Origin of the sequence: Flavobacterium cucumis, assembly GCF_900148835.1 — a bacterium.
Lineage (GTDB): Bacteria > Bacteroidota > Bacteroidia > Flavobacteriales > Flavobacteriaceae > Flavobacterium > Flavobacterium cucumis.
This window is the reverse complement of the sequence record NZ_FRYK01000003.1, coordinates 38,262-65,158: the sequence shown is the minus strand read 5'-3', so window position 1 is coordinate 65,158 and position 26,897 is coordinate 38,262. Positions and strand designations below refer to the sequence as shown.

The following is a 26,897-nucleotide window of genomic DNA, read 5'->3' as shown; positions in this document are numbered from 1 at the left end:
TTTAAAACTAGACCTTTTTATTTACTAAAATAGTACGCATCGTAAATGATTTATTTTCTGTTTCAAAAAATTCTTTCTCAGGATTACTGTCTTTGGTTATACCACATCCAACATAAATATTGACTGCGTGCGCTTCGACTTGTAAACAACGTAAATTCACAAATAAATCCGTATTTTTATTCATATTCCATTCCCCTAAAAAGCCAGTATAATAGGCTCTGTCATAGCGCTCATTCGATAAAATAAACGCTTTCGATTCCTCTTTTGGCAAACCACATACTGCTGGAGTGGGATGTAAATCTTCCACAATTTCACTTGGAGTATAATCATTAGTTAACTCCCCAGAAATTATTGATTTAATATGCGCTAAATTTCCTGCTTGAACGGTGTTACTTTCAGAAACCTCAAAATGTTTGACCTTACCTTCAATACTTTGGACTATAAAATCTGTAACTATTTGTTGTTCCTCAACCTCTTTCTTACTCCATGTAATATTTTCTGAGTAAAGTTGGGTTCCAGCTAAAGCTACAGTTTCAAAGTGACTGTCATTTATTTGTATTAATTGCTCTGGTGTAGCCCCCATCCACAAACCTACTTTAGGGTGAAAAAACAGGTAACGAAAAGCATTTGGATAAGTGAAAATTAAATTTTTGAACGTTGCAATTTCTGAAATAAATGCTTTTATAACTATCTTCCTCGAGAGTACAACTTTTTGAAAAATTCCATCCTCAATACTTTCAATACCTCTAGCTACTAATTTTTCAAAAGCTTCTTTCTCCGTGTTGTTGAATTCATAAGTAGCTTTTCTTAAAATTGTGTCTTCGGAAAAAGCCAAACTACCTGAACTAAAACAGTCCTTTTTAAATGGAATTACAATTTTATTTCCTTTTTCGAAAGGAAAAAAAACAAAACCTTTTTGTCCATTAAAAGTAACCAATTCGTCCGTGTGCTGAACAATTAAATTCCAATCAAATGAATTGGGTTTTAAATAACAAACAAACGGAAGTTTTAGGTTTAGTTGCTTTTGTATGACATCCAAAAGTTGTATCATGACCTTCTTGATAATACCATATTGGTAAGCTTACAAAGTGAAATTAATTTCCCTTCTTCATCCACAATTCTAATTTCCCATAAATGCAAACTCGCCCCTTTGTGAATGATTTTTGCTGTAGCAGTAACCATTCCTTCACGCTTACTTTTCAAATGATTGGCTGAAATCTCAATACCTCTAACTTCTTGTTTTTCGGGATTTACAAACATAAGAGAAGCAGCGCTTCCAACACTTTCTGCTAATGCTACTGATGCACCTCCATGTAATAAACCCATCGGTTGATGCACTCTAGGATTTACAGGCATAGTTGCTGTAAGAAAATCTTCCCCTGCATCTGTATATACAATTTCTAAAGTATTCATTAAAGTATTTTTGCTCCAATCGTTACACAATTGTAGCATTTTCTCTCTATCAAAAATCATAATTATATTTTTTGTAAAATTAATCATTCCAAATAGAATATTTTAGTAGAATTAACGTTTTAATAAGTATTTTTATGCCTGAGCAAAATAAATAATTACTTTTACAAAAATTCCATTTTCATGTATCGCTATTTACTTTTACTTTTGGTTTTAACAATCTCACTAACATCATGTCGTAATGATTTTGAATTTGAATCAAATGTGGGAAACCTAGCTTTTTCTAAAGACACTGTTTACTTAGATACTGTTTTCACCAATACTAGTTCTAGCACCTATACGCTTAAGGTTTACAATAAGAGTGATAAAAACATCTCCATTCCAACAATTAAACTTGCAAATGAAACCACCTCAAAATATAGATTGATGGTAGACGGCATGGCGGGACAAATTTTTGAAAATGTTGAACTATTAGCAAAAGACAGTCTTTTTATTTTTATTTCGGTCACTGCTCAAGTAGCGGATACTAATCCTTCCGATTTTTTGTATACCGATCAAATATTATTTGGGGAAGAAACCCATCCAAATCATCAAAAAGTGGAATTGGTTACCTTAATTCAAGATGCTTATTTTATTTATCCTGGCAGGATTCAAAATCCAGATGAAACCTATACATACGACGAACTTAATTTAGGAATTGATGAAGATGGAAATCCAATTAGGATTAGGGGTAGATTTCTAGAAGAAACCAATCCAATTAATGGAGATGAATTGCATTGGAACAATACCAAACCTTATGTCATTTATGGTTATGCTGCTGTTCCTTCAAACAAAACATTAATAGTTGATGCAGGTGCAAGAATTCATTTTCATTCCGAGTCTGGTTTAATTGTTGCCAATAATGCCTCTATACATGTGAATGGATCAAACTCCACTACGGCTACTTTGGAAAATGAAGTAATTTTTGAAGGGGATCGACTAGAGCCCAACTTTTCTGAAACTCCTGGTCAATGGGGCACTATTTGGTTAACACAAGGAAGCACTAATAATCAATTTTCAAATCTTACCATAAAAAATGCAACCGTTGGAATTTTAGTGTCAGGAAATGATGGTACTTCAACACCTACACTTGTTATGGAAAACACACAGATTTACAATTGTTCTAATGTTGGAATTTTAGCTCGAACAGGAAATATAGAAGGTCGAAATGTAGTGATCAATAATTGTGGTCAAGCTTCATTTGCTGGAACATTTGGAGGAAGTTATGATTTTACCCATTGTACTTTTGCGAATTATTGGCCAACATCTAATCAAACGTGTGTAGTCCTAAGCAATGAAAATCTTAGTGAAACAAGTGAAACAGCCTTAACAAAAGCCAGCTTCAAAAATTGTTTGCTTTATGGCTCAAATAATTTTAGTTTATCGTTAATAAAAGTAGGTAGTGTATTCAACTATAATTTCAATCATTGTTTGATAAAGTTTATTGATTTTAGTAATCAATTTTCAAACAATCCTCTTTATAATTTTTCTAATTCAAGTTTGTTTGAAGATTGTTTGATTGCTGTTAACCAAATTTCCAATACACCCGATTTTAAAGACGCTCGTAATAATGAATTGATTATAGGAGAAAACTCAGCCGCCAAAGGAATGGGAAATTATACCTACTCTACTTTTAATGATATTTTGAACAATTCTAGGACTAATCCATCTGACATAGGAGCTTATAATTTTATTGTATTTGATTAAAATTTAATTTATTTCATACATTTGCATTCCCACATCTTCCTAAAATTTCAATCTGCATTAATTTTGGTTAACTTTGTACCTCAATTTACCCTATGAAATTTTTATTCTTTTTTTTATTACTTACAAACAGCTTTGCCCAAGTAGGTATAGGAACAACGACGATTGAGCCAAGTGTATTACTCAAATTAGAGAGTTCTAATCAAGCATTTGTCACTACGCGAGTTACTACATCAGAGATGAACGCCATTTCTAATCCCCTAGAGGGTTCATTTGTTTTTAATGTTACAGAACAAGTACCATACGTATATATTAATAATGTATGGACAAAATTTGAAAGTAACAGAACTCCCGCTCTTTTTCTGAGACGTAACTCAGGGACATTTACAACTTCAACTACAAGCGAGTTCCAACTTCCTTTGAACAATAGCAATATAGTAGAAAATGACCCTGCCGTTTTCAGTGTTAATAATACTAATGGTAGAGTAACTATACTGAAAGATGGAATTTATTTATTTGCTTCAACTTTAAGCACCTCAAATTTGAATGCTGGTAATAAAAAATTTTATCTAAAACTCTATAAAAATAATATTGCAGTAGGAAATCTTTCTGCTACGAGTTTTAATTTCCCTTCTAACGATTTCTGGGGCGGAAATGGTGTAATTATGATAAATGCGAATGCAAATGATGTTTTTGATTTACGCTATTTTTTGAATGAAAACGGGACAACCAAAACCATTGCGATAGTAACCTATAACATCACAAAACTAAGATAATGAAAAAAATTATTACTTTTTTACTAATCATCAACTCATTAGTTACATACGCTCAAGTTGGAATAGGAACAACAACTCCCAGTTCTAGCTCTATATTAGAATTAGAAAGTTCAACTCAAACTTTTGTTCCTCCCAGAATGACAGGAGCTCAAATGTATGCAATACCTTCTCCATTAAATGGCTCTATAGTATATAATACCACCGAAGATGCCATGTATGTAAAAACTGCTGCTGGTTGGCAAAGTATGTTTTTCGTAAACAATGATGTTATTCTTTTAAATAGAGAATTTAGTGCTGGAAACAATGCGCTCTCAACAGGAAATAACACGTATTACGATTTACCAATAAATGCGGCAAGTATTATTCAAAACGAACCCCTAACATATGAAGTTATAGGAAATGGAACCATCCGAATTTTAAAAACAGGTGTTTACTCAATTGTAGCTGGACTAACCACATCAAATCTGCCTATAGGCAATGTGAAACACATTATTGCCGTTTATAAAAACGGTTTACTGTATAATTATTTAGCAAGAGGAATTGTTAATAATCCTACTGTTGACGAATTTGGATTTAGTGGATCTTCAGGAATTACGGTTAATGCTGGAGACATCATCAGGATTCAGTACGTTTTAAACAACAATGGAACTCCTTTAGACGCTAAATACATCAATATTGGTATTACCCGATTAAAATAAAAAAATAAATTAATATGAATGAAGCTGTTCAAAAAAAGAACAGCTTTTTTTGTTTAATGCGCTTTTAAAACTTTGAACTTCTAACTTTTTAGAATAAATTTGCACTTTCAAAACAACAACACAACGTACGGACAAGTCGCGACTTGTCCGTACAAATAAAAAACACAACTACAATGATTCATTTCTTCGGAAACCAATCCAACACCGTTTTTGCGGTTCAAACGCAAAACGAATTATCGACTGAAGACATCAACAAATTAAATTGGCTTTTTGGCAACGCACATAAAATAGAAAAATCCGTATTGTCGGATTTTTTTGTTGGACCACGTGCCGCTATGATTACCCCTTGGAGTACAAATGCGGTAGAAATTACGCAAAACATGGGTATCTCTGGCATAATTCGTATTGAGGAATTTGAAAAGGTAACTGCTGATTTTAATGATTTCGACCCAATGCTGTCGCAAAAGTATTCGGAATTACATCAAGAAATTTATACAATTAATATCCAACCAGAACCGATTTTGGATATCGAAGATATTGACGCTTACAACAAATCAGAAGGTTTAGCGCTAAGCCCAGAAGAGGTTGAGTATTTAAATAACCTTTCTACTAAATTAGGTAGAAAGTTAACCGATTCTGAAATTTTTGCGTTCTCACAAGCGAATTCTGAGCACTGTCGTCACAAAATTTTCAACGGAACCTTTGTGATTGATGGAGAAGAAAAACCAACTTCTCTATTCAAATTAATCAAGAAAACATCAGAAACAAATCCAAACGATATTGTTTCTGCTTATAAAGATAACGTAGCTTTTGTAAAAGGTCCGAAAGTAACACAATTCGCTCCAAAAAGCGCGGACAAACCAGATTTCTATCAAGAAAAGGAATTTGATTCGGTTCTTTCCTTAAAAGCAGAAACGCACAATTTCCCTACAACGGTTGAGCCATTCAATGGAGCGGCAACGGGTTCAGGAGGAGAAATTCGTGACCGTTTAGCTGGCGGACAAGGTTCATTACCATTAGCGGGAACTGCGGTTTATATGACTTCATACTCACGTTTGGCAGAAGAACGTCCATGGGAAAACGGAATGGAAGAAAGACCTTGGTTGTACCAAACTCCAATGGATATTTTAATTAAAGCATCCAACGGAGCTTCAGATTTTGGAAATAAATTTGGACAACCTCTAATTACGGGTTCTATTTTGACTTTCGAGCACGAAGAAAACAATCGTAAAATTGGTTACGATAAAGTCATCATGCAAGCGGGTGGTATTGGTTACGGAAAATTAGATCAAGCAATTAAAAAGAAACCTACTGTTGGCGATAAAATCGTTATTTTAGGGGGTGAAAATTATAGAATTGGAATGGGCGGAGCTGCAGTTTCGTCTGCAGATACTGGTGCTTTTGGTTCAGGAATTGAATTAAATGCCATCCAACGTTCGAATCCAGAAATGCAAAAACGTGCTGCCAATGCTATTCGTGGTTTGGTAGAGAGCGATAATAATCCGATTGTTTCAATTCACGATCATGGTGCTGGTGGACATTTGAACTGTCTTTCAGAATTAGTAGAAGAAACCGGAGGATTAATCGATTTAGATAAACTACCAGTTGGTGACCCTACGCTTTCAGCTAAAGAAATCATCGGAAACGAATCACAAGAAAGAATGGGATTGGTTATTGGTGAAAAAGATATTGAAACCTTACAACGAATTGCCGATAGAGAGCGTTCTCCTATGTATCAGGTAGGTGATGTTACAAACGACCATCGATTTACTTTCGAATCAAAATCTACAGGTGTAAAACCAATGGATTATGCCTTAGAAGATTTCTTCGGAAGTTCGCCAAAAACCATTATGACGGATAAAACCGTTGTAACCAATTATTCAGATTTAGAATATTCAAAAGAAAATATAGCAAGCTATTTAAGTCAAGTTTTACAATTAGAAGCTGTTGCTTGTAAAGATTGGTTAACCAATAAAGTTGACCGTTGTGTAGGTGGACGCGTGGCAAAACAACAATGTGTTGGTCCCTTACAATTGCCTCTAAACAATGTCGGAGTAATGGCTTTGGATTTCAAAGGAAAAGAAGGAATTGCTACTTCTATTGGACACTCACCTATTTCGGCTTTAGTGAATCCGGTGGCAGGTTCAAGAACGGCTATCGCTGAAGCGTTATCAAATATCGTTTGGGCACCTTTAAAAGACGGTTTACAATCGGTTTCGTTATCCGCGAACTGGATGTGGGCTTGTAAAAATGAAGGTGAAGATGCTCGTTTATATGAAGCTGTAAAAGGATGTTCGGATTTTGCTATTGAATTGGGAATCAATATTCCAACAGGGAAAGATTCGCTTTCTATGAAACAAAAATATCCAAATGATGAAGTAATTGCACCAGGAACGGTTATTATTTCAGCAGCTGGAAATTGTTCTAACATTACAAAAGTAGTAGAACCCGTTTTACAACGAAATGGCGGAAACATATACTACATCAACTTATCGCAAGATTCATTTAAATTAGGAGGAAGTTCGTTCGCTCAGGTGTTGAATAAAATTGGAAATGACGTTCCAACAATTCAAAACTCGGAATTCTTCAAAAAAGCGTTTAACGTTTTACAAGATTTAATCAAAGACAGAAAAATTAAAGCAGGACACGATATTGGAAGCGGTGGTTTAATCACAACTTTATTAGAAATGTGTTTCGCAGATGATAAATTAGGAGCATTAATCGACTTGACTTCTTTAGGAGAAAAAGATACGGTTAAAGCCTTATTTAATGAGAATATCGGAGTTGTTTTCCAAGCGAATGCTGAAGTGGAAGCAATTTTTGCCCAACATAATATAGAGATTTTCAAAATTGGTTCAGCTATCGATGGCGATGCATTTACGGTTATCAACGGTGAAGATAGTTTGACATTCAGTATTTCAACTTTAAGAGATACTTGGTACAAAACATCTTTCCTATTAGATTCAAAACAATCTAAAAACGGAATGGCACAAGAACGTTTTGATAATTACAAAAATCAGAAATTACAATTCACATTCCCATCACATTTTGATGGAAAATTACCTGTTATTGATACTTCAAAACCAAGACCAAAAGCAGCTATTATTCGTGAGAAAGGAAGTAATTCCGAACGCGAAATGGCAAATGCTATGTACTTAGCAGGATTTGATGTAAAAGATGTGCACATGACCGATTTAATTTCGGGAAGAGAAACTTTGGAAGACATTCAATTCATTGGAGCTGTTGGAGGATTCTCAAATTCCGATGTTCTAGGTTCGGCAAAAGGTTGGGCTGGAGCGTTTTTATACAATGAAAAAGCAAATACAGCTTTGAAAAACTTCTACAAACGCGAAGACACACTTTCAGTCGGAATTTGTAATGGTTGTCAGTTATTAATGGAATTAGAATTGATCAATCCAGAACACGAAGTTCACGGAAAAATGCACCATAATACTTCGAACAAACACGAAAGTGGTTTTACTTCGGTAACGGTTCAGAAGAATAATTCAGTGATGTTATCCACTTTAGAAGGAACAACTTTAGGCGTTTGGATTTCACATGGAGAAGGAAAATTTAAATTACCTTATTCTGAAGATAAATATAATATTGTGGCAAAATATGCATACGAAGGTTATCCAGCCAATCCAAACGGTTCTGATTTCAATACCGCAATGATGTGTGATACAACAGGAAGACATTTAGTAATGATGCCACACATTGAGCGTTCTACTTTCCCTTGGAACTGGGCACATTATCCAGAAAGAGGACAGAAAGACGAAGTTTCACCATGGTTAGAAGCGTTTGTGAATGCCAGAAAATGGATTGAAAATAAAAAATAATTTACCTAAACTTTATAAAAAAGCATCTTTTAATAAAGGTGCTTTTTTTGTACTATTGTGTCAAAATAAAAGAATATGTGGTTTGTCATTTTAAGCGTAATTTGTAGCGTAACTGTTGGGATATTTTTAAAAGTAGCCAAACAATATCAATTGAATATTTTTCAAATCATTACTTTTAATTATTTTTCGGCGTTACTACTCACCTATTTTACATACCAACCCGAATTAACTTTCAAAGAAAAAACAATTCCTTATGCCCTATTTATTGGATTAGCCATTATTTTACCTATTGTCTTTTTAATTCAAGCCAAATCTATTAAAGAAGTAGGAATCGTAAAAACCGACATTGCCCAAAGATTGTCTTTATTTATTCCTTTAGCAGCCTCATACTTTTTATTTAATGAAACGTTTAGCCGACTAAAAATAATAGGATTTGTTATTGGATTTTCTGCCATATTTTTCACATTAAATAAAAAATCAGAGCATAAATCGGATAATTGGGTATATCCTTTACTAGTTTTATTGGGTTTTGGAGTCATCGATATTTTGTTTAAAAAAGTCGCTGTCTTTAAAGATTTTAGCTTTACTACTTCGCTTTTCATCATTTTTAGTGGGGCTTTTATAATCTCATTATTATTTCTTATAGGTAAAATACTTGCGCAAAAGGAAGTTTTAAGATTTAAAAACCTACTGTGGGGATTGGCTTTAGGAGTACTAAATTTTGGAAATATTCTCTTTTACTTAAAGGCACACAAAGCATTATCCGAAAACCCATCCACTGTTTTTGCGGGAATGAATATGGGGGTAATAATTCTTGGAAGTATTGCCGGTATCGTAATTTTTAAAGAAAAAATGACCAAATGGAATTATTTTGGCCTAACATTAGCCATAATTTCAATAATTGTGATAACAATTTCTCAATTAATGTAAAAAAATAGTAGGTAAGCATAGTATTTTTATTATTATTAATAATATAAGAACAAGATTATCAATTATTTAAAAAAATTGCATAATTAATTTTATTTTTATACTTTGCATTAAATAATAATTGCGAATTATGAACAATATTACACGCTTATTTGACTTTCCTTACCACCAATTAGAAAAGTATAATTTAAATGATGCTTTAGTTACTAAATATGGAGACACTTGGGTAAAAACTTCTACTCAAGAATATTTAGAAAAAGCAAACGCAATCTCAAGAGGTTTACTTCGATTAGGCGTAAATAAAAATGATAAAATTGCTATCATTTCGTCTAACAATAGAACAGAATGGCACATAACCGATATAGGCGTTTTGCAAACTGGTGCACAAACAGTTCCTATGTATCCTACAATTTCTGCGGAAGACTATGAATACATTTTAAATCACTCAGAATCACAAATTGTTTTTGTTTCTGATGTTGAAGTTTACGAAAAATTACAAAGTATCAAAGCTAACGTCCCTTCACTAAAAGAGGTCTATTCTTATAATGATATCTCTGGATGTAAAAGTTGGAAAGAAATTTTAGAATTAGGAGCTGACAATGCCAATCAAGACGTTGTAGAGGATCGAAAAAATAATGTTACTACAACAGATTTAGCAACTATTATTTATACCTCCGGAACTACTGGTAGGCCTAAAGGTGTTATGCTAACGCATCAAAACATTGTTTCTGATGTGTTGATGAGTGCTCCTAGAGTTCCTCTAAGAGCAGGCAGTACTAGGGCGTTGAGTTTTTTACCTATTTGTCATATTTTCGAGAGAATGTTGACATATTTATACCAGTATTATGGTATTTCAATATATTTTGCAGAAAGTATTGAAAAAATTTCAGACAATTTAAAAGAGGTAAAACCACACGTTATGTCAGTTGTTCCTCGCTTGTTAGAAAAAGTGTATGATAAAATTTATGCTAAAGGTGCTGATTTAACTGGTATAAAAAAAGCCCTTTTCTTCTGGGCTTTGAATTTAGGTATGGATTACAAACCATACAAACAAAATGGCGCATTCTATGAGTTCAAGTTGAAAATTGCTCGCAAACTAATTTTCTCCAAATGGCAAGAAGGTCTCGGTGGTGAATTAGAATTATTAGTTTCGGGAAGTGCTGCTCTACAATCTCGTTTAACAAAAGTATTTTGTGCGGCTAACATTCCTGTAATGGAAGGTTATGGTTTAACGGAAACTTCTCCTGTTATTTCAGTAAACGACATGAGAAATGGTGGATTTAGAGTAGGAACGGTTGGAAAAGTTTTAGATGGTGTTGAAGTTAAAATCGCAGATGATGGTGAAATCTTATGTAAAGGACCAAACGTGATGATTGGATATTACAAAGACGAAACACAAACTGCAGATGTTTTAAAAGATGGATATTTCCATACCGGTGATATTGGAGAGATAGATGCTGATGGTTTCCTAAAAATTACAGACCGTAAAAAAGAAATGTTCAAAACTTCCGGCGGAAAATATGTAGCACCTCAAATTTTGGAAAACACGTTCAAACAATCTCGTTTTATTGAACAAATAATGGTGATTGGAGATGGTGAAAAAATGCCTGCGGCTTTTATACAACCTAATTTTGAGTTTGTTAAAGAATGGGCATCAAGACATAATCTTAATTTTAACACAAATGAAGAACTATGTACCAATAAAATGGTAATTGACAGAATTCAAGAAGAAATCGATTTTGCTAATGAAAAATTCGGAAATTGGGAAAAAGTAAAACGATTTGAACTAACACCTGATGTATGGTCAATTGTAGATGGTCACTTAACTCCGACAATGAAATTAAGAAGAAAAATCATCAAAGAAAAATATGCTGATTTGTATCAAAAAATTTACGGATAGAAATAATAAAACCCACGATTTGTGGGTTTTACTGTTTTAAAATGTTAAATTTTGAAAAAAACTTAAAAAATACTATGCATGCATAGTATTTTTTTTTATATTTGAAAAAAAGTTTCTGATTTAATCAACTATATGAAAGACAAAACAATTGATTATGCATTAAGAACAACTTGGCAAGCCGTTGCAAGAATGTATAATGAAGAAGCTGCAAAATATGGCGCTACAATGGCAACAGGTTTTGCCCTTCTTAGCATTGATAGAGAAAAAGGGTCACCCTCTACGACACTCGGTCCGAAAATGGGAATGGAAGCAACTAGCTTAACACGAACCTTAAAATCAATGGAAGAAAGAGGGTTGATTACACGAAAAAAGAATCCTACTGACGGTAGAGGCGTTATCATTCAACTTACTAAAGAAGGAAAAGAGAAAAGAGAATTATCAAAAGAAACCGTATTACGATTTAATGAAATCGTAAAGCAATATGTTAGTGAAGAAAAACTTCAAAATTTCATGGAAGTTGCCGAAATCATTAACGAATTAATTTCAGAAAAAAAGATTTATAACGAAAAATAAAACAACAAACCTATCAACATGAAACGTAATATTAGAAAAGTTGCTGTTATTGGTTCCGGTATTATGGGAAGTGGAATCGCTTGCCATTTTGCTAATATTGGTGTGGAAGTCTTATTATTAGACATCGCTCCAAACGAACTAACCGAAGCCGAACAGAAAAAAGGACTAACTCTTGAAAGTAAAGCCGTTAGAAACCGATTAGTAAATGATCATTTAGCTAACGCTTTAAAATCGAAGCCCGCTCCTATTTATCATCCAAGTTTTGCTTCAAGAATTACAACGGGTAATACTACCGATGATATGTCGAAAATTGCAACTGCAGATTGGATTATCGAAGTTGTTGTTGAACGTTTAGACATCAAGAAAATTGTTTTCGAACAAGTTGATAAATATAGAAAACCAGGAACTTTAGTAACTTCAAATACTTCTGGTATTCCTATTCAATTTATGAGCGAAGGAAGAAGCGAAGATTTCCAACAACATTTTTGTGGAACGCACTTCTTTAACCCTGCGCGTTACTTAAAATTATTTGAAATTATACCTGGACCAAAAACATCTCAAGACGTATTAGATTTCTTGAATGGTTATGGTGAAAAATTCTTAGGGAAAACTTCAGTTATTGCAAAAGATACTCCTGCTTTTATTGGAAATAGAATTGGAATCTTCGGAATCCAAAGCTTATTTCACCAAGTAAAAGAAATGGGATTAACTGTTGAAGAAGTTGATAAACTAACAGGTCCAGTAATTGGTCGTCCAAAATCAGCTACTTTTAGAACGGTTGATGTTGTAGGTTTAGATACTTTAGTTCATGTGGCAAATGGTATTTATGAAAATTGTCCAAACGACGAAGCGCATGAATTATTTAAACTTCCAGAATTTGTTAACAAAATGATGGAAAACAAATGGTTAGGAAGTAAAACCGGACAAGGTTTCTACAAAAAAGAAGGAAAAGACATTCTGACTTTAGACTTAGATACATTAGAATACAGAGCAAATAAAAAAGCTTCTTTCGCAACTTTAGAATTAACCAAAACGATTGAAAAACCAATCGATAGATTCAAAGTTTTAGTTACTGGAAAAGACAAAGCTGGAGATTTCTACAGAAAAAACTTCGCTTCGATGTTCCAATATTGTTCAAACAGAATTCCTGAAATCACTGACGCTTTCTATAAAATCGACGATGCAATGAAAGCTGGATTCGGTTGGGAAAATGGTCCATTCGAAATTTGGGATGCTATCGGTGTTGAAAAAGGAATCGAATTAATGAAAGCGGAAGGTTTCCAACCTGCTTCATGGGTAACGGATATGGTAGCTTCTGGTGTTACTTCTTTCTATTCGATTAAAGATGGAGCAACACACTTCTACTCTATCACAAATAAAAAAGTAGAAAAAGTTCCAGGTCAGGATGCTTTCATCATCTTGAATAACATTCGCGAAAGCAAAAAAATATGGAACAACAGCGATGCAATCATTACTGATTTAGGGGATGGTATCATCAACTTAGAATTTACTTCAAAAATGAATTCAATCGGTGCTGGTGTTTTACAAGGAATCAACAAAGCAATTGATATCGCTGAAAAAGATTACAACGGTTTAGTAATTGGAAATCAAGGTGCTAATTTCTCTGTTGGTGCTAATTTAGGAATGATTTTCATGATGGCTGTCGAACAAGAGTATGACGAATTAAACATGGCAATCAAAATGTTCCAAGATACGATGATGCGTTGTCGTTATTCTGCAATTCCAGTTATCGCTGCTCCTCACGGAATGACATTAGGTGGTGGTTGCGAATTAACCATGCACGCTGATAGAGCCGTTGCAGCCGCAGAAACATATATCGGATTAGTAGAATTTGGTGTTGGCGTAATTCCTGGTGGTGGTGGTTCTAAAGAAATGGCTTTGAGAGCATCTGATTTATTCCGTAAAAACGATGTTGAATTAAATGTTTTACAAGAATATTTCTTAACCGTAGGAATGGCAAAAGTTGCTACATCAGCTTACGAAGGTTTTGATACTGGCGTTTTACAAAAAGGAAGAGATATCGTTGTGGTAAACAAAGACCGTCAAATCGCTACAGCTAAACAAGTAGCATTACAAATGGCAGAACAAGGTTACACACAACCAGTAAGAAGAAAAGATATCAAAGTATTAGGTAAACAAGCTTTAGGTATGTTCTTAGTAGGAACAGACCAAATGGAAGCCGGTAAATACATTTCTGAACACGATAAAAAAATCGCTAACAAATTAGCTTATGTAATGGCTGGTGGCGATTTATCAGAGGCAACTTTAGTTTCTGAACAATATTTATTGGATTTAGAAAGAGAAGCATTTTTATCTTTAACTGGAGAAAGAAAATCTTTAGAAAGAATTCAGCACATGTTAACCAAAGGGAAACCATTAAGAAATTAGTATAAAGTAATAAGAATTAAGTATTAAGACCTATGCATAATTTTGAAAAATTAAAGATTTGGCAAAAAGCAATGGACGTAGCAGTTGAAGTTTACAAAGTTTCACTTTTACTCCCAATTGATGAGAAATTTAATCTAATTCATCAAATTAAGAAATGTGCCGTTTCTATCCCATCAAATATTGCAGAAGGTTCTGGAAGAAATTCTAATAAAGAATTCATTCAATTTTTAGGAATTGCAAATGGTTCTACATTTGAGCTTATCACACAACTAATTTTAGCAAAACGATTAAGTTTAGTTGATGAAGAAATAATACAACCAATTATTAATCAGTTAGTAGAAATTAGTAACATGAGTTTTTCTTTCCAAAAATCTCTTAAAGAAAATTAATAAAACGATTGGAAAGTCTTAATACTTAATACTCCAATCTTAATACAAATAAATATGAAAACAGCATATATAGTAAAAGGATATAGAACAGCAGTTGGAAAAGCTCCAAAAGGGGTATTCCGATTCAAAAGACCTGACGAATTAGCAGCTGAAACCATCGAACACATGATGAAAGAGTTGCCTGATTTCGACAAAACACGCATTGATGACGTGATGGTAGGAAATGCAATGCCAGAAGCTGAGCAAGGTTTAAACGTTGGGCGTTTAATTTCATTAATGGGATTAAAAATTACGGATGTTCCTGGAGTTACAGTAAACAGATATTGTGCTTCTGGAGTTGAAACTATTGCAATGGCAACAGCTAAAATTCAGTCAGGAATGGCAGATTGTATCATTGCAGGTGGTGCCGAAAGTATGAGTTACATTCCAATGGGAGGTTACAAACCAACACCAGATTACAAAGTGGCTGCTGCAGGTCACGAAGATTATTACTGGGGAATGGGATTAACGGCTGAAGCTGTTGCAAAACAATTTAATGTTTCTCGTGCTGACCAAGATGAGTTTGCTTATCAATCGCATTTAAAAGCTTTAAAAGCTCAGGCAGAAGGTAAATTCGATAAACAAATTGCTCCTATTACAGTAGAACAAACGTTTATCAATGAAAATGGTAAGAAAGAAACAAAATCATACGTAGTGAATAAAGACGAAGGTCCAAGAGCAGGAACTTCTGTAGAAGCTTTAGCAGGATTACGTCCTGTATTCGCTGCTGATGGTTCGGTTACCGCTGGAAACTCTTCACAAATGAGTGATGGTGCAGCTTTCGTTTTAATCATGAGCGAAGAAATGGTGAAAGAATTAAACTTAGAACCAATTGCAAGAATGGTAAGCTATGCTGCTTCAGGTGTAGAACCAAGAATCATGGGAATTGGACCAGTTACAGCCATTCCAAAAGCATTAAAACAAGCGGGATTAAAGCAAGACCAAATCGATTTAATTGAGTTAAACGAAGCTTTCGCAGCACAATCATTAGCTGTAGTGAGAGAATTAGGTTTAAATCCTGAAATCGTAAACGTTAACGGTGGAGCTATCGCTTTAGGTCACCCACTAGGTTGTACGGGTGCCAAACTATCCGTTCAATTGTTTGACGAAATGCGCTTAAGAAACAGCAAATATGGAATCGTTTCAATGTGTGTTGGAACTGGTCAAGGTGCAGCTGGAGTTTTTGAATTTTTGAAGTAAAGCCCCCTAACCCCCAAAGGGGGAATATGGATTGTGGTTATACATTATACTGAAATACTAAAAAAAATTATATTGTAAAATTTAAACCCTATTGACCCCTAATAGGTTCCCCCTTTGGGGGATAGGGGGCTAATTATGTCAGATATTATCAGAGGAGGACAATTCCTAGTAAAAGAAACTAAATGCGAAGACATCTTCACACCAGAAGACTTCAACGAAGAACAAATTATGATGCGTGATTCGGTAATCGAATTCGTAGACAAAGAGTTATGGCCAAACAAAGAGCGCTTTGAAAAGAAAGATTATGCACTTACTGAAGAAGTAATGCGTAAAGCCGGAGAGCTTGGTTATTTAAGCGTTGCCGTTCCTGCTGCTTACGGTGGAATGGAAATGGGATTCATCAATACTGTTTTGGTATGTGATTACATATCAGGTGCAACGGGTTCGTTTTCAACTGCTTTTGGAGCGCACACTGGAATTGGAACTATGCCAATTACGTTATACGGAACTGAAGAACAAAAACAAAAATATGTTCCAAAATTAGCTTCAGGGGAATGGTTTGGTGCTTACTGTTTAACGGAACCAGGAGCTGGATCAGATGCAAATTCAGGAAAAACAAAAGCGGTTCTTTCTGAAGACGGAACACACTATAAAATCACTGGAGGAAAAATGTGGATTTCAAATGCTGGATTCTGTAATGTATTTATCGTTTTCGCTCGTATCGAAGATGATAAAAACATCACAGGTTTTATCGTTGAAAATGATCCATCAAACGGAATTTCTTTAGGAGATGAAGAACACAAATTAGGTATTCGCTCTTCTTCTACTCGTCAGGTTTTCTTTAATGAAACGAAAGTACCAGTAGAGAATATGTTAGCAGGTCGTGGTGAAGGGTTCAAAATTGCAATGAATGCTTTGAATGTTGGACGTATTAAATTAGCTGCTGCTTGTTTAGAAGCACAAAGAAGAACAATTACTGGAGCAGTAAACTATGCTAATGAAAGAGTTCAATTTAAAACGCCAATTTCAAGTTTTGGAGCAATTCAAGCTAAAATTGCTGAAATGGCAACAAATGCTTATGCAGGTGAAAGTGCTACGTATAGAGCTGCTGCAGATATTGAAAACAGAATCAACATTAGAGTTAGTGAAGGAAATTCGCACCAAGAAGCTGAATTAAAAGGTGTTGAAGAATTCGCTATCGAATGTTCAATCTTAAAAGTAGCCGTTTCTGAAGATGTTCAAGCATGTACAGATGAAGGAATTCAAATTTTTGGTGGAATGGGATTCTCAGAAGACGCTCCAATGGAAAGTGCTTGGAGAGATGCTCGTATCGCAAGAATTTACGAAGGAACTAACGAAATCAACAGAATGTTATCCGTTGGTATGTTAGTGAAAAAAGCAATGAAAGGTCACGTTGATTTATTAGGTCCAGCGATGGCTGTAGCTGAAGAGTTAATGGGAATTCCATCTTTCGATGTTCCAGATTATTCAGAATTATTTGCTGAAGAAAAAGAAATGATTGCTAAATTGAAAAAAGTATTCTTAATGGTTGCAGGTGCAGCAGTGCAAAAATACGGACCAGAATTAGAATCACACCAACAATTATTAATGGCTGCTTCTGATATCTTAATCGAAATCTACATGGCTGAAAGTACTATTCTTAGAACAGAGAAATTAGCTAAAAAAGAAGGCGAAGACAAAGTTCAGGAGCAAATTGCTATGGCAAAATTATACTTATATCATGCAGTAGATATCGTAAACCAAAAAGGAAAAGAAGGAATCGTTTCTTTTGCTGAAGGCGACGAACAACGTATGATGTTAATGGGATTAAAACGTTTTACAAAATATACGAACATGCCAAATGTAATTGGACTTCGTGAAAAAATTGCTGCAAAAATTATTAGCGAAAATAAATACGCTTTTTAATAACAGCAATATAATTGGTTTAGTTTGTTTAAAAAAACCATTCGTTAAGGCGAATGGTTTTTTTGCTTTTAGCAATACATAAAAAATTTAATCTGCTATTGAATTTGATGGTATTGCAATTGTATCGGGATTAACAACTTTAGGTCGTGAAATAGGCTTTGGTTTGTTAACAACTTTTTGCTTCACTGGCAAATAAAATTCAGTTATCCATTTAGACGGTTTTCTCTCATTTGGTAAACTTACTCTGTATACTTCTATATAATGTCCAGTTTCATCAACATTAACTTGACTCTTTTTAACAAAATCGAGTGCTTTCTTCCATGCTTTTTCACTGTGCGAATAATCTCCCGTTAAAGTTGCTTTCACAGCAAGAAATTCTTCAAAACTTGCACCCGAAATCTCACTCCCTTCTGTGGTCAAAATCTGTTCTTCAACGGGAACACACATTGCAAAAACAATTGTGCCATTCGAATTTTTTCTATTTTTATAGTCGATAAAAGGTAAACCCGTCACTCTAATTTCATTTTTCTTTACAAAAGAAAGCATGTTCTGTAACATTTCTTTAGATTTCTTTTGAAAATCACTGCTTTTGCAAGTATCAATTTGTTGTATGTAGTTAGTAGCTTGTTTCGTTACAACACCGTTTACAGCTACAGTAAAAGTATTTAATTCTTTAACTAAGTAATTTTCAATATTAACCAATCCTTTTTCTAATTGTTCCCCTAAAACACGGTCTACACCTCCACTTAAAATACTCTCTAATTTTAATTTAAAATCAAGATTCCCTTTTAAATTCCAAGTAACCATTGTGCCCTTTTCAGAAGTTTTTAACTTAAAGTAAGACTCATTTTCTTGTTGATTTAATATTAGTGTCTGCGAAAGAGAATCTTCTTGAACGGATTTTATATTAGAAAAGACCGCTTGGTTTTGTTCCCAAGGACTCCAATAAGAAGATAAAGTACTATCCGTTATAAAATCAAAAACAACCTCTTTGGAAATCTTTATTTGCTTCGTTCTTGAAACACGAAATTCACTTGGCTGTGTAACTACAAAAATCAAAAAAGCCACACTCAATAAAGCTAATAAAAGAAATATATATTTTAAAATTTTCATTTGTATTCGTTTTATAATTCAAATATAAAATTAATCTTTCATGATAAATTTAATCAGAAACAGTAAGCCAATAAAAAAAATGAAACCTAAAAACACCCAATAAACCCCTTTGTAAAAAGGTTTTAAAACTTTTAAATCTTTGCGATATACCACTATCATTGTTGCAACAAAAGCGATTAAAAAGAATATTGCAAAATATACTTGTCCTGTTGAAAACATATTGAAAATTTTTACAAAAGTAGCGATTAAATAGTTTCTAATTTTTTAAATTTAGTGAAAAATATAATACAATTATGCAAAAACAATTAAAAGCAGTAAAAATATTTCACGAAACCTATGGTTTGGGAATAAGTGAAGAAATGAAAGCAGATTTAGGAACATTAAAAAACGAACTTCGCTTTAATTTAATGAAAGAAGAAAATGAAGAATATTTAGAAGCTGTTCGAAACAATGATATTATTGAAGTTGCAGATGCGCTGGGAGATATGTTGTACATTTTATGCGGCACTATCTTAGAGCATGGGCTCCAACATAAAATAGAGGAAGTTTTTGATGAAATTCAGCGTTCTAACATGAGTAAACTTGGAAATGATGGCAAACCCATCTACCGTGAGGATGGAAAAGTTATGAAAGGACCTAATTACTTCAAACCCAACTTTGAAAATATTTTAAAATAAAAAAGTTGCCTAAGTGTATAGCAAAGGCAACTTTTAATTTCAATTTAGCTTTCACTTATATCTTAACAGTCCAACCAAAAGTATCATCTGCTAATTTATATTGAATATTTGTCAATTTTTCTTTAATTTCAAGTGCTATAGCGTTTTCTAGTTTAGGTAACTCATAATAGGTTCCTAAATAGGAGAAACCAACTATTGGGTTAATCACCGCAGCTGTTCCAGCGCCAAAAATCTCTTTTAACGAACCATTTTTTGCTGCCTCAACTAGTTCGTCTACTAAAACAGAACGAACTTCAACATCAATATTTTCTCGTTTTGCTAATTCAATAACACTTTTACGGGTAACACCATCCAAGATTCTTTCACTTGTAGGAGCCGTTAAAAGGGTATCATTAATTCTAAAGAAAACATTCATAGTCCCTGCCTCTTCTAATTTGGTGTGTGTAGCGTCGTCTGTCCATATTATCTGTTGAAAACCTTGCTCGTTGGCTAATTTTGTTGGATAAAACTGAGCGGAATAATTACCTGCTGCTTTAGCCGCTCCAATTCCACCATTTGCTGCCCTACTGTAATGTTCTGCAATAAGAACTTTTACCTCTCCTGAATAATACGATTTTGCAGGTGATAATATAATCATAAAACGATATTCTTGAGATGGTGCCGCAATAACTCCATGACCTGTAGCAATCATAAAAGGACGAATATATAACGTGTTCCCTTTCCCTTTCCTAACCCACTCACGATCTACTTCAAGAAGTTTTTTTAACCCTCCCAGAAAAACAGTTTCAGGTACTTCTGGCATCGCCATTCTTGTCGCACTTTTATTAAAACGCTTGTAATTTTCATCTGGACGAAACAACCAAACAGCATCTTGTTGATCTTTGTAAGCTTTCATTCCTTCAAAAATGGCCTGTCCATAATGAAAAACTTTGGCAGAAGGATCTATCATAAATGGTGCATAAGGTACTATAGAAGGCATTTGCCAAGCACCATTTTTGTAATCACAAACCAACATGTGATCGGTAAAAATATTACCAAATGTAAGATTCTCAAAATCTACTTGGTTAATTTTCGATGAAGTTACCAAATTAATTTCAACCTCATTTAAAGTTTTTAATTCCATCAAGTGTGTATTGTTATGTATTATAGGTTTAGTAAAAAAACGCCCTTTTTTACTAATAAATTGCAAATTTAATAAAAAAAAGATGGCTAACTTTAATTAATCAAAAAATAAAAAAAATCTAACAATTACTTCTTTTTTACTTAGAAATAAAAAGTATACGATAAAACACTATTAATAATTCACATAAAAAACACTGAAAAATCAAAAATATAGCTATTTTTGTTAAACAAACTATCCTAAGATGAAAAAAACGATTACACTATTCTTTCTAGCAATTTTATTTGCTAACTGTGAACAAAAAAAAGAAACCACTCCTGAAATAGCGAAAGTTGATTATGCCATTTTTGGTGATTCTATCACTGCAGAAAATGCGTTATCCAATTCTGAGATGATGGAAAAATTTTCAACATTAAAAGAAGGCGATACCCTAGAAGTAAAATTTAAAACTGAGATTAACGAAGTTTGTCAAAAGAAAGGTTGTTGGATGACCTTAGAATTATCAGATGATAAAGAAGCTTTTGTGAAATTTGAAGATTACAGTTTTTTTGTACCAAAAAATGCACAAAACAAAGAAGTTATTGTTAATGGGAAAGCCTTTGTTAACATTGAAAGCATTGATGCTTTAAAGCACTATGCTAAAGATGCAGGAAAATCACAAGCAGCAATTGATAGTATTGTAGCGCCAAAAACAACTTATTCTTTCTTAGCAAACGGAGTTTTAATTGCAAAATAATGAAAACGGTATTTTCTCTCCTTTTTCCAATATTTTTATTGCTTTCTTGTAATAAGAAAAATGAAACCATTTCAAATGACACCATAACTTCTGAAAAAAAATCTACAGCAAAGGAAGAGGCATTTGAAATGTATGAAATGTCTGAAATGGCAGCTTTGATGGAACAAATGTATGTGGATAACAAACGTTTAAAAGAACGTATTTTGAAGGGCGATACGATTGGCAAATTTCCACAGCATTTTATGAAAATTCATGAAGCAGTAATGACCGATGAATCAGACAAAGATTTATTTTTTAAAGAGCAAGCGGCAAAATTTATAAAAGCACAAGAATTAATTTATGAAGACCCAAAAAATGCCAAAGCACATTTTAATAACGGGATAAATGCATGTATCAGTTGTCATGAAGTTAAATGTGGTGGTCCCATACCTAAAATTAAAAAACTATACATCAAATAAATCAATCGATCTAGAATCAAATAAGGTTTAAGAACTAGGAAACGAATTCTTGAACCTTTTTTTTTAATTAGTAATGAAAAGAGAAATTATCATAACACAAGATGGCTCCACCACCATTCGAATTCCTGAATGGGACGAGAACTATCATTCTACGCATGGCGCCATTCAGGAAGCCAAACATGTATTTATCAAAAACGGATTGAATCTCTTTCACCATAAAGACTCCATTTCGATTTTGGAGATTGGTTTTGGAACAGGACTTAATGCCTTTATTACTTTTTTAGAAACACAAGATAAAAAAAACATCAATTACGTTGGCGTTGAGGCCTATCCTATTTCAAAAGAAGAAATTTTGCAATTGAATTATGTTTCCGAATTAAATGCCTTATTGCATGAGAAAATTTTCCAAACCTTACATTCCTCATCTTGGGAAGAAATGCAAACAATTGCAGAAAATTTCACCTTAACCAAACGAAAACAATTTTTTCAAGACATCGACGATGAAAATCAATTCGACTTGATATATTTTGATGCTTTTGGATTTCAATTACAACCCGAACTTTGGAGTGAATCTATTTTTAAAAAAATGTATGATGCATTAAAAACAAACGGAATTCTTGTTACCTATGCCTGCAGGACCCCTATAAAAAATGCGATGCTTAATGCAGGATTTAAAGTTGAAAAATTACCAGGAGCACCTGGAAAACGAGAAATGTTACGCGCCAAAAAATAATCACATTTAGCTTTTTTTTAAGACTACAAAATAAATTTTTAATCTTTTTTTAATTAAATTTACATCATGTTCTTACCAAGTAACAAACTCAAAAAAGAATTATTATGCCCCGAGCTATGTTTTCTTACACCAAATCAATTCTTGAAAGAGTAAGTTTTGACGCAAAATTATTTTGTAAAGAATTAGAAAAAGCCGTTAAAAACTTACTTCCTTATGAAATTGACCAATTGAGAGAGTGGCTTCTAAAATTCACCGAAGAAAAGCCCGAATTAAGACAATGTTTAATTTATATCAACTAAAATAAAGTCCCACAATCGTGGGACTTTTCTATTATTTTTTAAACTTTGGACTAATTATTTCTATATCACTAAACGCTATTGCTCCTCTAACAACTCCTGATATCACGTCACGCAATGCATTTATAATGTGAATTTTTAATTCGTTCTTAGGATAAATTAAACTAACCTCTCTAGCCGGTTTTGGATCTTTAAACGGACGCAACTTAGCTTTGTTCTTTTCGTTTAAATCTAAAGTATGCAAATAGGGCAACAAAGTGGTACCCAATCCCTCATCAGCAAGTTTAATGAGCGTTTCAAAACTTCCACTTTCCAATTGAAAATGACTATCTACAATATATTTATTGTTCTTACACAAATTTAAAATTCCATTTCTAAAACAATGACCATCTTGTAAAAGCAAAATAGAATCCAAATCTAAATCTTCTGTTGTAATCTCCTTTTTATCAAAACTAGCATGTTTCTCTGGCACATAAGCAACAAAAGGTTCGTAATACAAAACGATTTCTTTTAAATTATCTTCTTCAAGTGGAGTTGCAGCAATAGCACAGTCCAAATGACCATTTTTAAGCTTCTTAATAATTTCCTCCGTTGTTTGCTCCTCTATGATCAAACTTACTTTGGGATATTTCTTTATAAAATTATTAAGAAACATTGGCAATAAAGTAGGCATCACCGTTGGAATAATCCCAACTTTAAATTCGCCACCAATATAGCCTTTCTGTTGATCCACGATGTCTTTTATCCTACCCGCCTCATTAACCGTGTTTTTTGCTTGATTCACAATTTTTTCACCCACTTCTGTTAACATGATAGGCTTCTTACTCCTATCAAAAATTAAAACATCTAGTTCATCTTCTAATTTCTGAATTTGCATACTCAATGTGGGTTGGGTTACAAAGCATTTTTCTGCAGCTAAAGTAAAATTTTTATACTCTGCAACGGCTAAAACATAAGAGAGTTGTGTAATGGTCATTATATTGATTATTTTGATACAAATATAAAAACAATCAATTTAACTTATAAGACAAAACTTAAAAATTTACAAATTTATTGACATACACGAATTTGCTTTTGTTGAATAGTAAACACAAACCAAGTACGCATTAGCATTGGCAAATCCTTTTGAAAAAGTAACTCTCAAAACTTTTTTATAAAAAAATTAAGAAATGTTTCAAACCGAAATGGTATCTTCGCTCCATGAAATTGTTAGTAAATATCTTTTTATTTGTTTTCATTACTTTTCTATCTACACCCACCTTAATCGGAATGATAGATGAGAAAGCGGATACTTCTTGCTTTTACACTATGTGTGAAGAAGAAGAAAATCACGCCCCTTTTAATGAAGTAAAATCGATAACCCCTACTAACGACTCTGTATTTAATTTTTCTTTCGGTAGGCTAACAAAACTTAACGTTCTCGTTGATTTCAATCTGAAATGTTTCGATAATTTAGCGCATCAAATTTTTTCACCACCTCCAAATTTCGTGTAATACATTTTCTTCTTTCTTCAAAACGCCCTTTAATTTAGGTGCGGAATATTAATGTATTATATAAATTTCATGAATAACCATTCTATGTTTTCCAATGTAAGAGGTGATCTTGCAGCTGGACTTGTTGTTTTTTTAGTAGCGTTACCTTTATGTTTGGGTATAGCTTTAGCCTCAGGAGCACCATTATTCTCAGGTATTGTTTCGGGTGTAATTGGAGGTATTATCGTTGGTTTTTTAAGTAATTCTTCATTGAGTGTAACGGGTCCTGCCGCAGGATTAACAGCTATTGTATTAGCGGCAATTACAGATCTAGGGGGATTTGATATCTTTTTAGTAGCTGTAATTTTAGCTGGATTAATTCAGGTTTCATTAGGTTTTTTACGCGCAGGAAGTTTTTCTAATTATTTTCCAACAAGCGTTATCGAAGGAATGTTAGCTGCAATTGGAATTATCATCATTCTAAAACAAATACCCCATGCTTTTGGTCATGATGTAGACAATGAAGGTGACTTCTTTTATATTGAAAAATCAGGTCATACCACTTTTGATACTTTAATAGAGTCTATCAATTACATTCATACTGGAGCCTTAATTATTGCCTTATTATCATTGGTTATTTTAATTACTTGGGAAAGAGTTCCAGCTTTAAAAAATATAAAAGTAATTCCAGGCGCATTAGTAGTCGTAGTAATTAGTATTTTACTGAATGAGTTTTTTATTCAGTCAGGTTCTAGTTTAGCCATTACCACACAAAATCATTTAGTTAGTCTACCTACTTTTACAGAAATAAAGAATGGATTTGCGCTTCCTAATTTCGCTTCCTTAACCAATGAAAAAGTTTGGATTGTAGCGGTAACAATTGCAGTAGTAGCCTCCATAGAAACCTTATTGTGTATAGAAGCTACCGACAAGTTAGATCCTTATAAAAGATTTACAGATACCAATCGCGAACTAAAAGCTCAAGGTGTTGGAAACATATTAAGCGGTTTACTCGGAGGATTACCCATGACTTCTGTAGTGGTTCGCTCTTCAGCAAATATTAATTCAGGTGGTAGAACTAAATTATCAACCATTTTTCATGGATTGCTATTATTCACTTTTGCGCTCTCTATTCCGTTTATACTAAACAAAATTCCTTTGGCTGCATTAGCTGCAGTTTTATTGATGGTAGGGTATAAATTGGCAAAACCAAGCGTTTTTGTACATTTGTGGAACAATGGTTATACACAGTTTATTCCTTTTGTAATCACCGTAATAGCAGTTGTACGTATCGATTTATTAAAAGGAGTTGGAATAGGATTAGCAACAAGTATCATCTTTATTTTATATCAAAATTTAAAGATTGCTTATTCTTTTAAAAAAGAATCCTTCAAAGATGGCGATGTCATTACCATTAAATTGGCACAAGAAGTTTCCTTTTTAAATAAGGCGGCTATAAAGAATACCCTAGCTAGCATTCCCGTTGGGTCTCAGCTAATCATAGATGCTTCTAATACAAAGTATATCGACTTTGATGTAGTTGAATTGATAAAGGATTTTAGAGATGTAAAAGCAGAAGATAAAGATATTCATTTAACATTAAAAGGGTTTAAAGAACAATACAATTTAGACAATACGGAGTTTAAACACGTAAAAATAAAAGAACATAAAGAAGAAAAATAAAACCATATGAAAGCACATAATAAAGAAACCCAAGCGCAAATGACGCCACGAAAAGCGTTACAATTTTTACAAGAAGGAAATAGTCGTTTCATTAATAATTTAAAAGCAAATAGAAATTTACTTGAACAAGCAAACGAAACTCGTGATGGGCAATGGCCATTCGCTACTATATTAAGTTGCATTGACAGTAGAACTTCCGCTGAACTAATTTTCGATCAAGGATTAGGTGATATTTTCTCTGTAAGAATCGCAGGAAATATTGTGAATACCGATATCCTGGGAAGTATGGAATTTGCTTGTAAAGTTGCAGGTTCTAAATTGATTGTAGTCCTAGGACATTCTAAATGTGGTGCCGTTAAAGGTGCTTGTGACCATGTTGAAATGGGTAATTTAACAGAATTACTTTCAAAAATCCAACCTGCTGTTTACCAAGAGAAAGATACCTTAGAGAACAGAACTTCTAAAAATGGTGAATTTGTTGAAAATGTTGCAGAAATCAATGTAAAAAGAAATGTAAAAAACATCATTGAAAGAAGCTTTGTTTTAGAACAAATGCTAGAGGAAGGCCAAATCGGAATCGTGGGTGCTATGCACGATATCGAATCAGGAAGAGTAATTTTCTACGATGATGTTATGTACATTAAAGACGATTCGAATCCTGAGTTTACAGTTGCCGATTTAAGACATTAATACAAAACAATTAATCATGAGAAGCTATCAATTCAAACTATTTATCTAGAATTGATAGCTTTTTTATTTTACATTTGATACGCTAAAAA

General features: G+C 33.4%; 24 protein-coding genes. 19 read left to right on the top strand and 5 right to left on the bottom strand.

Features of this window, described 5'->3' with window-relative positions; all coding sequences use genetic code 11:
* Positions 1-7 precede the first annotated feature (7 nt).
* Entirely contained in the window at positions 8-1,051 is a 1,044-nt protein-coding gene (locus BUE95_RS09075; protein ID WP_073583664.1) for an isochorismate synthase, read from the bottom strand.
* Positions 1,048-1,473, bottom strand: a complete 426-nt coding sequence (locus BUE95_RS09070) for a PaaI family thioesterase (RefSeq protein ID WP_073583662.1) — start codon at positions 1,471-1,473, stop codon at positions 1,048-1,050. Before BUE95_RS09070 ends, BUE95_RS09075 begins: the two co-directional genes overlap by 4 nt.
* Before the next feature lie 120 nt (positions 1,474-1,593).
* Between BUE95_RS09070 and BUE95_RS09065 the strand changes: the two genes are divergently transcribed.
* The 11 genes from BUE95_RS09065 to BUE95_RS09015 all read left to right on the top strand — a co-directional run bounded on the left by BUE95_RS09065 (position 1,594) and on the right by BUE95_RS09015 (position 17,829).
* Complete coding sequence (locus BUE95_RS09065; protein ID WP_073583660.1) at positions 1,594-3,156, top strand: hypothetical protein; 1,563 nt, start codon at positions 1,594-1,596, stop codon at positions 3,154-3,156.
* A 92-nt stretch (positions 3,157-3,248) separates the two neighbouring features.
* On the top strand, positions 3,249-3,929 hold the full coding sequence (locus BUE95_RS09060; RefSeq protein ID WP_073583658.1) for a hypothetical protein: 681 nt from the start codon (positions 3,249-3,251) through the stop codon (positions 3,927-3,929).
* Entirely contained in the window at positions 3,929-4,627 is a 699-nt protein-coding gene (locus tag BUE95_RS09055) for a hypothetical protein (protein ID WP_073583656.1), read from the top strand. The genes BUE95_RS09060 and BUE95_RS09055 overlap by 1 nt, the downstream gene beginning before the upstream one ends.
* A gap of 173 nt (positions 4,628-4,800) precedes the next feature.
* The gene (purL, locus tag BUE95_RS09050; protein ID WP_073583654.1) at positions 4,801-8,466 is read left to right on the top strand and encodes a phosphoribosylformylglycinamidine synthase; all 3,666 of its coding nucleotides are present in this window, start codon (positions 4,801-4,803) and stop codon (positions 8,464-8,466) included.
* Positions 8,467-8,541: 75 nt separating this feature from the next.
* On the top strand, positions 8,542-9,396 hold the full coding sequence (locus BUE95_RS09045) for a DMT family transporter (RefSeq protein WP_073583652.1): 855 nt from the start codon (positions 8,542-8,544) through the stop codon (positions 9,394-9,396).
* A 127-nt stretch (positions 9,397-9,523) separates the two neighbouring features.
* Positions 9,524-11,293: an AMP-dependent synthetase/ligase gene (locus tag BUE95_RS09040; protein WP_073583650.1), complete on the top strand. Its 1,770-nt coding sequence runs from the start codon at positions 9,524-9,526 to the stop codon at positions 11,291-11,293.
* A 132-nt stretch (positions 11,294-11,425) separates the two neighbouring features.
* Positions 11,426-11,866 (top strand): MarR family winged helix-turn-helix transcriptional regulator, encoded by a 441-nt coding sequence (locus BUE95_RS09035; RefSeq protein WP_073583648.1) that lies wholly within the window; start codon positions 11,426-11,428, stop codon positions 11,864-11,866.
* A gap of 18 nt (positions 11,867-11,884) precedes the next feature.
* Positions 11,885-14,275 carry a 3-hydroxyacyl-CoA dehydrogenase/enoyl-CoA hydratase family protein gene (locus BUE95_RS09030; protein WP_073583646.1) on the top strand — a complete coding sequence of 797 codons (2,391 nt, stop codon included), beginning with the start codon at positions 11,885-11,887 and terminating at the stop codon, positions 14,273-14,275.
* A gap of 32 nt (positions 14,276-14,307) precedes the next feature.
* Positions 14,308-14,664 (top strand): four helix bundle protein, encoded by a 357-nt coding sequence (locus BUE95_RS09025; protein WP_073583644.1) that lies wholly within the window; start codon positions 14,308-14,310, stop codon positions 14,662-14,664.
* A gap of 54 nt (positions 14,665-14,718) precedes the next feature.
* Positions 14,719-15,903 carry an acetyl-CoA C-acyltransferase gene (locus BUE95_RS09020; RefSeq protein ID WP_073583642.1) on the top strand — a complete coding sequence of 395 codons (1,185 nt, stop codon included), beginning with the start codon at positions 14,719-14,721 and terminating at the stop codon, positions 15,901-15,903.
* Between the two features lie 135 nt (positions 15,904-16,038).
* Positions 16,039-17,829 carry an acyl-CoA dehydrogenase family protein gene (locus BUE95_RS09015; RefSeq protein ID WP_073583640.1) on the top strand — a complete coding sequence of 597 codons (1,791 nt, stop codon included), beginning with the start codon at positions 16,039-16,041 and terminating at the stop codon, positions 17,827-17,829.
* An 87-nt stretch (positions 17,830-17,916) separates the two neighbouring features.
* Here the strand turns inward: BUE95_RS09015 and BUE95_RS09010 are convergent, their stop codons facing one another.
* A complete protein-coding gene (locus BUE95_RS09010; protein WP_073583638.1) occupies positions 17,917-18,942 on the bottom strand; it encodes a GyrI-like domain-containing protein in 1,026 nt (341 codons plus the stop codon).
* A 293-nt stretch (positions 18,943-19,235) separates the two neighbouring features.
* On the opposite strand from BUE95_RS09010, the gene BUE95_RS09000 reads away from it, so the two are divergent.
* Positions 19,236-19,619 (top strand): pyrophosphohydrolase domain-containing protein, encoded by a 384-nt coding sequence (locus BUE95_RS09000; RefSeq protein WP_073583634.1) that lies wholly within the window; start codon positions 19,236-19,238, stop codon positions 19,617-19,619.
* Between the two features lie 55 nt (positions 19,620-19,674).
* Here BUE95_RS09000 and BUE95_RS08995 read toward each other — a convergent pair whose 3' ends face one another.
* On the bottom strand, positions 19,675-20,742 hold the full coding sequence (locus tag BUE95_RS08995) for a branched-chain amino acid aminotransferase (protein ID WP_073583632.1): 1,068 nt from the start codon (positions 20,740-20,742) through the stop codon (positions 19,675-19,677).
* 241 nt (positions 20,743-20,983) lie between these two features.
* Between BUE95_RS08995 and BUE95_RS08990 the strand changes: the two genes are divergently transcribed.
* The 4 genes from BUE95_RS08990 (at position 20,984) to BUE95_RS08975 (ending at position 22,965) form a co-directional block, all read left to right on the top strand.
* Positions 20,984-21,475: a DUF4920 domain-containing protein gene (locus BUE95_RS08990; RefSeq protein WP_073583630.1), complete on the top strand. Its 492-nt coding sequence runs from the start codon at positions 20,984-20,986 to the stop codon at positions 21,473-21,475.
* Positions 21,475-21,933, top strand: coding sequence for a hypothetical protein (locus BUE95_RS08985; RefSeq protein ID WP_073583628.1), 459 nt, complete (start codon positions 21,475-21,477; stop codon positions 21,931-21,933). The genes BUE95_RS08990 and BUE95_RS08985 overlap by 1 nt, the downstream gene beginning before the upstream one ends.
* Positions 21,934-22,006: 73 nt before the next feature.
* On the top strand, positions 22,007-22,666 hold the full coding sequence (gene mnmD, locus BUE95_RS08980) for a tRNA (5-methylaminomethyl-2-thiouridine)(34)-methyltransferase MnmC2 (RefSeq protein WP_073583626.1): 660 nt from the start codon (positions 22,007-22,009) through the stop codon (positions 22,664-22,666).
* A gap of 104 nt (positions 22,667-22,770) precedes the next feature.
* The gene (locus BUE95_RS08975; protein ID WP_073583624.1) at positions 22,771-22,965 is read left to right on the top strand and encodes a hypothetical protein; all 195 of its coding nucleotides are present in this window, start codon (positions 22,771-22,773) and stop codon (positions 22,963-22,965) included.
* A gap of 31 nt (positions 22,966-22,996) precedes the next feature.
* Here BUE95_RS08975 and BUE95_RS08970 read toward each other — a convergent pair whose 3' ends face one another.
* Positions 22,997-23,938, bottom strand: a complete 942-nt coding sequence (locus tag BUE95_RS08970; RefSeq protein WP_073583622.1) for a LysR substrate-binding domain-containing protein — start codon at positions 23,936-23,938, stop codon at positions 22,997-22,999.
* Positions 23,939-24,162: 224 nt separating this feature from the next.
* On the opposite strand from BUE95_RS08970, the gene BUE95_RS08965 reads away from it, so the two are divergent.
* From BUE95_RS08965 to BUE95_RS08955, 3 genes are all read left to right on the top strand, one after another.
* Positions 24,163-24,456, top strand: a complete 294-nt coding sequence (locus BUE95_RS08965) for a hypothetical protein (RefSeq protein ID WP_073583620.1) — start codon at positions 24,163-24,165, stop codon at positions 24,454-24,456.
* 69 nt (positions 24,457-24,525) lie between these two features.
* A complete protein-coding gene (locus BUE95_RS08960) occupies positions 24,526-26,118 on the top strand; it encodes a SulP family inorganic anion transporter (protein WP_073583618.1) in 1,593 nt (530 codons plus the stop codon).
* Positions 26,119-26,124: 6 nt separating this feature from the next.
* Positions 26,125-26,808: a carbonic anhydrase family protein gene (locus BUE95_RS08955; RefSeq protein WP_073583616.1), complete on the top strand. Its 684-nt coding sequence runs from the start codon at positions 26,125-26,127 to the stop codon at positions 26,806-26,808.
* The last annotated feature ends 89 nt before the right edge of the window (positions 26,809-26,897 follow it).